At 67.3% G+C, this 8,142-nt stretch carries 7 protein-coding genes, 1 tRNA gene, 1 other RNA gene and 1 pseudogene; 5 read left to right on the forward strand and 5 right to left on the reverse strand.

Annotation, left to right across the window (positions count from 1 at the left end; genetic code table 11):
* Positions 1-535: pseudogene (locus RMO30_RS05075) on the reverse strand (aspartate kinase); the annotation flags it as partial.
* Between the two features lie 70 nt (positions 536-605).
* Between RMO30_RS05075 and RMO30_RS05080 the strand changes: the two are divergent.
* Positions 606-1,412, forward strand: coding sequence for an endo alpha-1,4 polygalactosaminidase (locus tag RMO30_RS05080; RefSeq protein WP_309710353.1), 807 nt, complete (start codon positions 606-608; stop codon positions 1,410-1,412).
* Here RMO30_RS05080 and RMO30_RS05085 read toward each other — a convergent pair.
* From RMO30_RS05085 to RMO30_RS05095, 3 genes are read right to left on the reverse strand one after another with little or no spacing between them, the layout of a single operon-like run.
* Complete coding sequence (locus tag RMO30_RS05085) at positions 1,409-2,191, reverse strand: HAD-IIB family hydrolase (RefSeq protein WP_309710357.1); 783 nt, start codon at positions 2,189-2,191, stop codon at positions 1,409-1,411. The two genes, RMO30_RS05080 and RMO30_RS05085, sit on opposite strands and share 4 nt — an antisense overlap.
* 32 nt (positions 2,192-2,223) lie before the next feature.
* A complete protein-coding gene (recR, locus tag RMO30_RS05090; protein WP_309710359.1) occupies positions 2,224-2,823 on the reverse strand; it encodes a recombination mediator RecR in 600 nt (199 codons plus the stop codon).
* An 11-nt stretch (positions 2,824-2,834) separates the two neighbouring features.
* Positions 2,835-4,769, reverse strand: a complete 1,935-nt coding sequence (locus RMO30_RS05095) for a DNA polymerase III subunit gamma and tau (RefSeq protein WP_309710360.1) — start codon at positions 4,767-4,769, stop codon at positions 2,835-2,837.
* 74 nt (positions 4,770-4,843) lie between these two features.
* On the opposite strand from RMO30_RS05095, the gene ffs reads away from it, so the two are divergent.
* The 3 genes from ffs to RMO30_RS05110 all read left to right on the forward strand — a co-directional run bounded on the left by ffs (position 4,844) and on the right by RMO30_RS05110 (position 5,728).
* Positions 4,844-4,940, forward strand: an RNA gene (gene ffs, locus RMO30_RS05100) — signal recognition particle sRNA small type.
* Positions 4,940-5,024 (forward strand) — tRNA-Ser (locus tag RMO30_RS05105). The genes ffs and RMO30_RS05105 overlap by 1 nt, the downstream gene beginning before the upstream one ends.
* A 77-nt stretch (positions 5,025-5,101) precedes the next feature.
* Positions 5,102-5,728: a hypothetical protein gene (locus RMO30_RS05110; RefSeq protein WP_309710362.1), complete on the forward strand. Its 627-nt coding sequence runs from the start codon at positions 5,102-5,104 to the stop codon at positions 5,726-5,728.
* Between the two features lie 23 nt (positions 5,729-5,751).
* On the opposite strand, the gene RMO30_RS05115 is transcribed toward RMO30_RS05110, so the two are convergent.
* A complete protein-coding gene (locus RMO30_RS05115) occupies positions 5,752-7,317 on the reverse strand; it encodes a helicase HerA-like domain-containing protein (RefSeq protein WP_397427892.1) in 1,566 nt (521 codons plus the stop codon).
* Between the two features lie 253 nt (positions 7,318-7,570).
* Between RMO30_RS05115 and RMO30_RS05120 the strand changes: the two genes are divergently transcribed.
* On the forward strand, positions 7,571-8,142 hold a 572-nt coding region (locus tag RMO30_RS05120; RefSeq protein WP_309710364.1), incomplete at its 3' end, for a TIM barrel protein.

The following is an 8,142-nucleotide window of genomic DNA, read 5'->3' on the forward strand; positions in this document are numbered from 1 at the left end:
CGCCGTCGACATCCGTGTAGATTTCGCACACGTCGGCGCCGAGCGCGGCAGCCAGTGCGACCGCGGTGGTGTCGGACCCGCCACGGCCGAGGGTCGTGATGTCTTTGCTGTCGCGGTTGAATCCCTGGAATCCGGCGACGATCGCGATGGCGCCGTCGTCGAGCGCCTCACGCACGCGTCCCGGAGTGACGTCGACGATCCGGGCCGACCCGTGCCGATCATCGGTGATCATGCCGGCCTGGCTGCCGGTGTACGACCGCGCGTCGAAGCCCATGCTCTTGATCGCCATCGCGAGCAGCGCCATCGAGATGCGCTCCCCGGTGGTGAGCAGCATGTCCATCTCGCGCGGGGCGGGCTGCGGCGTCACCTGGTGCGCGAGGTCGATCAGATCGTCGGTCGTGTCGCCCATCGCCGACACCGCGACCACGACGTCGTTGCCGGCTCGGCGAGTCTCCACGATGCGCTTCGCGACCCGCTTGATGCTTTCGGCATCGGCGACGCTCGATCCACCGTACTTCTGCACGATGAGGCTCACGGTGGTGCTCCTGGGGTGAGATGGGTGGACGATCGCCCGGCGGCCAGTTTAGTCGCGCCAGAATGGCCGCATGACACGGCGGCGGATCACGGCGGGCCTGGCCTCCGCCATGGTGGCTACGATGCTGGCTGGCTGCGTCGGGATCGAAGCCGCCCCCGGCATCCCGCTGCCCCCGGCGGGTGCGGCGTTCGACTACCAACTGGGCGGAGCCTACGACCCTCCCGAAGGCGTCACCGTTGTCGCCCGGGACTCCACCGACGAGCCGGTCGGCGGCAACCGCTACGACATCTGTTACGTCAACGGCTTCCAGACGCAGCCCGGCGACGGCGAACACTGGCTGGCCGATCATCCGTCGCTCGTGCTGCGGGATGCCGACGGCTTACCGGTAGCAGATCCGGGCTGGCCCGACGAGTACCTGCTCGACACCTCTACGCAAGCGAAGCGGGACGAGATCGCGGCGCTGCTCGGCACCGTCGTCGCGTCGTGCCTCACCGGCGGCTTCGATGCCGTCGAGATCGACAACCTCGACTCGTACTCGCGCTCCGACGGGCGACTCACGATCGAGCACAACATCGCGCTCGCCGCTGCCTACGCGCGGGTCGCCCACTCGCTCGGAATGGCGATCGCGCAGAAGAACGGCGCCGGGTCGTCGGAGCGGCTGCGCGACGAGGTGGGGTTCGACTTCGCGGTCACCGAGGAGTGCGCCCGCTACGACGAGTGCTCCGATTACACGGATGCCTACGGCGACCTCGTGTTCGACATCGAGTACTCCGCCGAGTTCCTCTCGGCCGCCTGCGCGGCGGTCGGCTCAGCGGTGTTACGCGACCGCGAGCTCACCACTCCGGATGATCCGGCCTACCTGTTCGAGGACTGTTAGCCGCGCTCAGCGAGAAACTGCTGGACGACGGCCGCGGTGTCTTCCCAGCCTTCGACGGCGCGAGTCGGGATTCCGAGGGCGATCACCGGGAAGTCGTTGCCGTCGGGATCGAGGCGATCGCCGACGAAGAGCATCTCTCCGAACGGGATGCCGGTCAGCTCGGCGAGTTTCGCCATCCCGTACGCCTTGTCGATGCCGCGGCGGGTGATGTCGACACTCGTCGAACCGCCCGAGCGCACCTCGAGGTCGGGCAGATGCTGCTGCACGGCGGCGCGCAGAGCGTTCTTCTTCTCCCCCGTCGGATCCCAGGCCTTCTTTGCATCGACGGGAGCAGCCTGGCCCAGCGCCGAGAAAGTGATCTGCGAGCCGCGGTCTTCGAGGATCGGACCCCAGGTTTCGCTCTCCCAGAACCCGAGCCGCTTCGCCTCGGCCTCAACGGCCGCGAGTGCCGCCTGTTTCTGGGCGGCGGTGAGGTTCTCGGCGTACTGCTGCACCCACGAACCGTCGCGATACAGGTAGTACTGGGTGCCGCAGGTGGGCATGAGGTGCATCTTTGCGAGCGCCTCGGGGTGATCGAGCGGCAGATTGTCGACGAGCTGGCTCTGGAACTGCCCGAACTGCCCACCCGAAATCACGCACACCTCAACGACGTCGAGGAGCTTCACGAGCAGCTCGGCCATCCGCGGGTCGACCGGCGACTTCGACGGGGCGAGGGTGTCGTCGAGATCGAAGGCGACGAGTCGGGTCGAAGTGGTCACGGGGAGGATTGAAGCGGTCACGGGAGTCCAGCTTGCCAGGTCAGGCTTCGACCTCACGCCTCCACCGTGCGCCGGCCCTCGAATGCACGACCGAGAGTGACCTCGTCGGCGTACTCCAAGTCGCCGCCGACCGGGAGCCCCGACGCCAGCCGCGTCACCCGCAAGCCAGGCTGCACGAGCAGTCGAGTGAGGTAGGTTGCCGTCGCCTCGCCCTCGAGGTTCGGGTCAGTCGCGATGATCACCTCGGTCACCGTCGAGTCCGCGAGGCGCTTCACGAGGGACGCGATGCGCAGGTCGTCGGGTCCGATGCCATCGATCGGGCTGATCGCGCCGCCCAGCACGTGGTAGAGCCCCCGGAATTCCCGGGTGCGCTCGATCGCCACGACATCCTTCGCCTCCTCGACGACGCAAATGGTCGCCGGGCTGCGGCGTGGGTCTCGACAGATCGAGCAGGTGTCCTGTTCGGCTACGTTGCCGCAGATCGAACAGAACCGCACCTTGTCGCGCACATCCATGAGAATCTGCGCGAGCCGCTTCGTGTCGAACGACTCGGTCTGCAGAATGTGGAACGCAATGCGCTGAGCCGATTTCGGCCCAATACCGGGGAGGCGACCGAGTTCGTCGATCAGCTCCTGGACGATGCCCTCGTACATGGCCCGGACTCCTAGTCGTCGAGGGAGGCGAGCGGCGCGGGCGCGTCTGTCGGGTTGAGGGGTTGCTCCTCGATGAAGCTCGCACCGAGGATCTCGCGCACCACTGCTTCGCCGTAGCGGGCCTTGCCGTCGGCGGTGTTCTGTTGCGGCGCGCGCCGCTCCGACGCGCTCTCCTTCGGTGCGGGCGGCGGTTCGGTAGGTGCCGGGGCGGCCGGCTCGGGGGCGGCGGGTGAGGCGACGGCGGGTTCGCTCGACGGGATCTGCACGACGTTCCACTCGGGCGCCGGGGGCAGCGGGTTCTCGTCAGCGGGCTGGTCGGCCGCGGGCTCCGCTTCGGCGAACTCCGCTTCGACCGGGCCCGCCTCGTGTCGAGCGAGGAACTTCACCCGCACCCCGAGCACCTGGTGGATGGCGCCACGCAGCTGCTCACTCACGCTCTCGCCGGGGCTCTGCGGCTGCTTGAACGAAGCGACGTCTGCTTCGGTCGCGAACGCGACAGTGAGCACGTCACCGACGAAGGCACGCGGTGTCGAGGCGGCGAGCGCCATCCATGCGTTGCGCTTCGAGTCCTTGACGATCTCGAGGATCTCGGGCCACGCATCCTTGATCTGCTGAAGCGACACCGGAGCGGCGGACGGCGCGGGCTCTCCGTCGACGGGAACCTCAGCCGGAGTCGGGTCTTCGGCCACCGGGGCCGCCGGCTCTTTTGCCTTGCGAGCGGTGCGGATGTCGACCGGTTCGACTGCCGGACGGTCGGGTACGGCACGCATCGACGGGTGTTCGTCGATGCCCATCCGACGCTCGAGTCGTTCGACGCGGGCGAGCGCCCCGCGTTCCGTCTCGTCGGCGGCCGGCACCAGCAGGCGCGCGACCATGAGTTCGAGGTGCAGGCGCGGCGAGGTGGCCCCGGTCATCTCGGTGAGCGCGGAATTGACGACATCGGCGGCGCGGGAGAGTTCCGCCGCACCGAAGGCCGCGGACTGCCCCGACATCCGGTCGATCTCGTCGAGCGGCACACCGCGCAACACGGCGGACGCGCCATCGCGCGTCGCGGCCACGACGATCAGGTCGCGCAGTCGTTCGAGCAGATCTTCGACGAATCGGCGGGGATCTTGCCCGGTTTGGATGACCCGGTCGATCGCGCCGAAGACGGCCCCCGCATCCCGTGCCGCGATCGCGTCGACGACCTCGTCGAGCAAAGCCCCGTGCGTGTAGCCGAGCAGCGCGACCGCCCGCTCGTATTGAATCGTGCCGCCCTCGGAGCCGGCGATGAGCTGGTCGAGCAGTGACAGGGTGTCACGCACCGAACCACCCCCGGCGCGCACGACGAGCGGCAGCACCCCGCCATCAACCTCGACCTGTTCGTCGGCGCACATCTTCTGCACGTAATCGAGCATCTGCGCGGGCGGAACCAGGCGGAACGGATAGTGGTGGGTGCGGCTGCGGATCGTGCCGATGACCTTCTCGGGTTCGGTCGTCGCGAAGATGAACTTGACGTGGTCGGGTGGCTCTTCGACGAGCTTCAGCAGCGCATTGAAGCCCTGCGGGGTTACCATGTGCGCCTCGTCGAGGATGAAGATCTTGTAGCGGTCGCGAGCTGGAGCGAAGGCCGCACGTTCGCGCAGATCGCGGGCGTCATCCACGCCGTTGTGCGAAGCCGCGTCGATCTCGACGACATCCAACGACCCGCCGCCGTCTCGGGCCAGCTCGACACATGACGCGCAGGTACCGCACGGGGTGTCAGTCGGCCCTTCCGCGCAGTTGAGGCAGCGGGCGAGGATGCGCGCACTCGTCGTCTTTCCACAGCCGCGGGGGCCCGAGAAGAGGTACGCGTGATTCACCCGGTCGGTACGGAGCGCGGTGCGGAGCGGATCGGTCACCTGCGCCTGGCCGATCAGTTCGGCAAACGTCTCCGGCCGGTAGCGGCGGTAGAGGGCGGTGACCACGGTATGAGAGTAGTCGCCGCAGATGACGCGATCCCCGCGCTTACTGGTCGGCGGCCAGAGGCCCTACACTGGCAGACGGCTCTCCGCGTGGCGCCATCCAGGCCAACTCCCCCAGGACGGAAACGTAGCAAGGGTAACCGGGCTCTGACGGGTGCGCGGAGGGTCCTTTCGGAGGATTCGCCTAGTGGCCTATGGCGCACGCTTGGAAAGCGTGTTGGGTGAAAGCCCTCGGGGGTTCGAATCCCCCATCCTCCGCTGAGATTTCGCACCGCTTGCACCATCGCCACTCGTATACCACCCGCGCTCGCGGCGGGTCTCGACAGGGGGAGAGCATGTCTGTGACGGACGAAACCGTCGTGCGCGTTGTACCGCGTCGGTCGCTTCTGGTGTCAGCACTCATCTCGATCCTGGTGGTGCTCGTTCCGGTCTCGTCGGTGCTCTACTGGTTCGCGATTCCGCGTGGCCAGGCGCTGTGGGTCGCCGTTGCGCAAGCGATCGTCGTCGGTGTGGCTCTCATCCTGATGTTCCGCCAACTCACCGTCGACGCGGTCATCGCCGACGGGGAGCTCCGAGGGCGCGGGATCTTCAGTCCGATGGTTCGGGTTCCCCTCGAGAGGATCGCCGCGGTCGATATCGTGCCGGTCTACGTCGGCCAATCGCCCGAGACAGTGCCGCAGTTGCTCGTTCGCGACTCAGCCGGACGACGGCTCTTCCGGCTGCGGGGCACGTTCTGGCATGCTCGCGACCTCACGAAGGTCGCCGACGCCTTGCCGGTTCCCGCGCGGGTGGCGCACGAGCCGATGTCGTTCTCCGAGTTCTTCGTCGCCTACCCCGGGAGCGCGTACTGGTTCGAAAACCGGCCATGGCTCGTGGCCGGGCTGATCGCCATTGTCGTCATCGCGTGCGTCGGGGTCTCTGTCGGATTGATGACCCTCCTCGGCATGCCCATCATGGGCTGACGCCTCGCCACGGAGGTCGACGTTCAGCCTGCGCGGCCGAACAGTTTCTCGACGATCACGCCCACCAGTGACGTGCGTCGGCGGCCCCCCGAGGCCTTCGAGTCGTCGCGGGGTGCACGCTTCACGCGAGTTGTTGTCGGCGCGGCGGCAGGCTCAGGACCGGCTTCGGGAGGCGGGTCGGCGACCGCCGCTTCAGGGTCGCTCGGGATGCGTGCGGCCAGCAGATCGCGAGCCGACTCGGGATCGGCGAGGGCGCCGTAGCGTGCGAGCAGTGGTGACGCGCTTACCGTTGCGGCGATCCGTTCCTGCGGGGTCGGCGACATGGCACTCTGCGGTGCTCGCAGGCGCGTCCAGGCGACCGGCGATGGCGCGCCGTTCTCGTTCAACACCGTGACGATCGCCTCACCCATGGCGAGCGTGGTCAGCACCTCGGTCAGGTTGTACGCCGAGCTCGGGTAGGTCGAGATGGTCGCCTTCAGCTCACGCGCATCATCGGGGGTGTGTGCCCGCAACTGGTGCTGCACCCGACTGCCGAGCTGGGCGAGCACGTCGCCGGGTACATCCTTGGGGGTCTGGGTGACGAAGAAGATGCCGACGCCCTTTGAGCGGATCAGCCGCACCGTCTGGGTCACCACCGCGAGAAAGTCCTTCGAGGCATCGCGGAACAACAGGTGCGCCTCATCGAAGAAGAACACCAGCTTCGGCTGACGAAGGTCGCCGACCTCGGGCAACGTGCGGTACAACTCCGAGAGCAGCCACATCAGGAAGGTGGAGAAGAGCGCGGGCTTGTCCTGCACGCTCGACACCTCAAGCAGACTGACCACTCCGCGCCCGTCGGTGGCGAGGCGCAAGAACTCGCTCACGTCGATCTCGGGTTCGCCAAAGAAGACGTCGGCGCCGTGATCGGCGAAGGTCACCAGTTCGCGCAGGATCACCCCGGCGGTCGCCTTCGACAAGCCCCCGAGCTCGGCCAACTCGCCTTTGCCTTCCGGGCTCACCAAGTGACTGACGACGGCGCGCAGGTCGGCGAGGTCGATGAGCGGAAGCCCGGCCTTCCCCGCGTAGTGGAAGACGAGCCGCAGACTCGACTCCTGGGTTCCGTTGAGACCGAGCACCTTGGCCAGCAGCACCGGGCCGAATCGGTCGACCGTCGCGCGAACCGGGATCCCCGGGCCGAGACCCCCGAGGCTGAAGAACTCGGTCGGCGCGGCCTGGGGCGCCCAGGGCTGACCGATGCTCGCCGTGCGTGCGAGCAGCTTCTCGCCCGACGTTCCCTCCGTCGCGATTCCCGAGAGGTCGCCTTTGACGTCGGCGGCAAAGACCGGAACCCCGGCGGCCGAGAGCTGCTCGGCGAGAAGCTGGAGGGTCTTCGTCTTACCCGTTCCGGTCGCGCCGGCTACGAGGCCGTGGCGGGTGACCATGGCGAGCGGGATGCGCACGGGCACATCCGGCAGCGCGGCGCCGTTCACAAGAGCGCCCATCTCGAGCGCAGGGGCCTCGAAGGCGTACCCGGCGCGCACAATCGCCACGGCATCCGCACTCAACGGGCCAACTGGGCTTGCCCCCACGGTCGGCGCCGGGTCAGTCACGCGGTCAGCCTAGCGGCGATCCCGACGCGATCATGGGGAGCTGCCGCTCCGGAGCGGCTCCCCTGTTGATCTATTTGACGTTTTTTGCAACATATCACGGTACCGCAGTGTGGACTACCATCCGGGCTCGATTGGGGAATCTTTGACCCATTCCGAGTCACCGCGTCATCTGTTATGTTGCCACCAGGATCAAAGTCGACCAGGATGCGCGAAGCGGTCGCGCTGGCGCACCCACCAAAGGACCCATAACCCTATGACCCTCACCCCGACGCGCGACGACAAGTTCTCGTTCGGCCTGTGGACGTTCGGTTGGCGTGCGCAGGATCAATTCGGTTCCGCGACGCGCGAACCGGTCGACACGGTCGAGGCCGTGCACAAGCTCTCCGAGCTCGGCGCCTACGGGATGACGTTCCACGACGACGACCTCTTCGCGTTCGGGAGCACCGATGCCGAGCGCCAACACGAAATCGACAGGCTGAAGAAGGCTCTCGCCGATACGGGACTCATCATTCCGATGATCACGACCAACCTGTTCAGCCATCCGGTGTTCAAGGACGGTGGATTCACGTCCAACGACCGCGACGTGCGTCGCTTCGCCCTCCGCAAGGTGCTGCGCAACATCGACCTGGCTGTCGAAATCGGTGCCACGACCTTCGTCATGTGGGGCGGCCGCGAAGGCAGCGAGTACGACTTTGCGAAGGACATCCGCGGCGCCCTCGAGCGCTACCGCGAGGCCGTCAACCTCCTGGGCCAGTACGTGCTCGACAAGGGCTACGACCTCAAGTTCGCGATCGAACCCAAGCCGAACGAGCCCCGCGGCGACAT

The organism is Pseudolysinimonas sp., from assembly GCF_031389465.1.
Classification (GTDB): Bacteria; Actinomycetota; Actinomycetes; order Actinomycetales; family Microbacteriaceae; genus Pseudolysinimonas_A.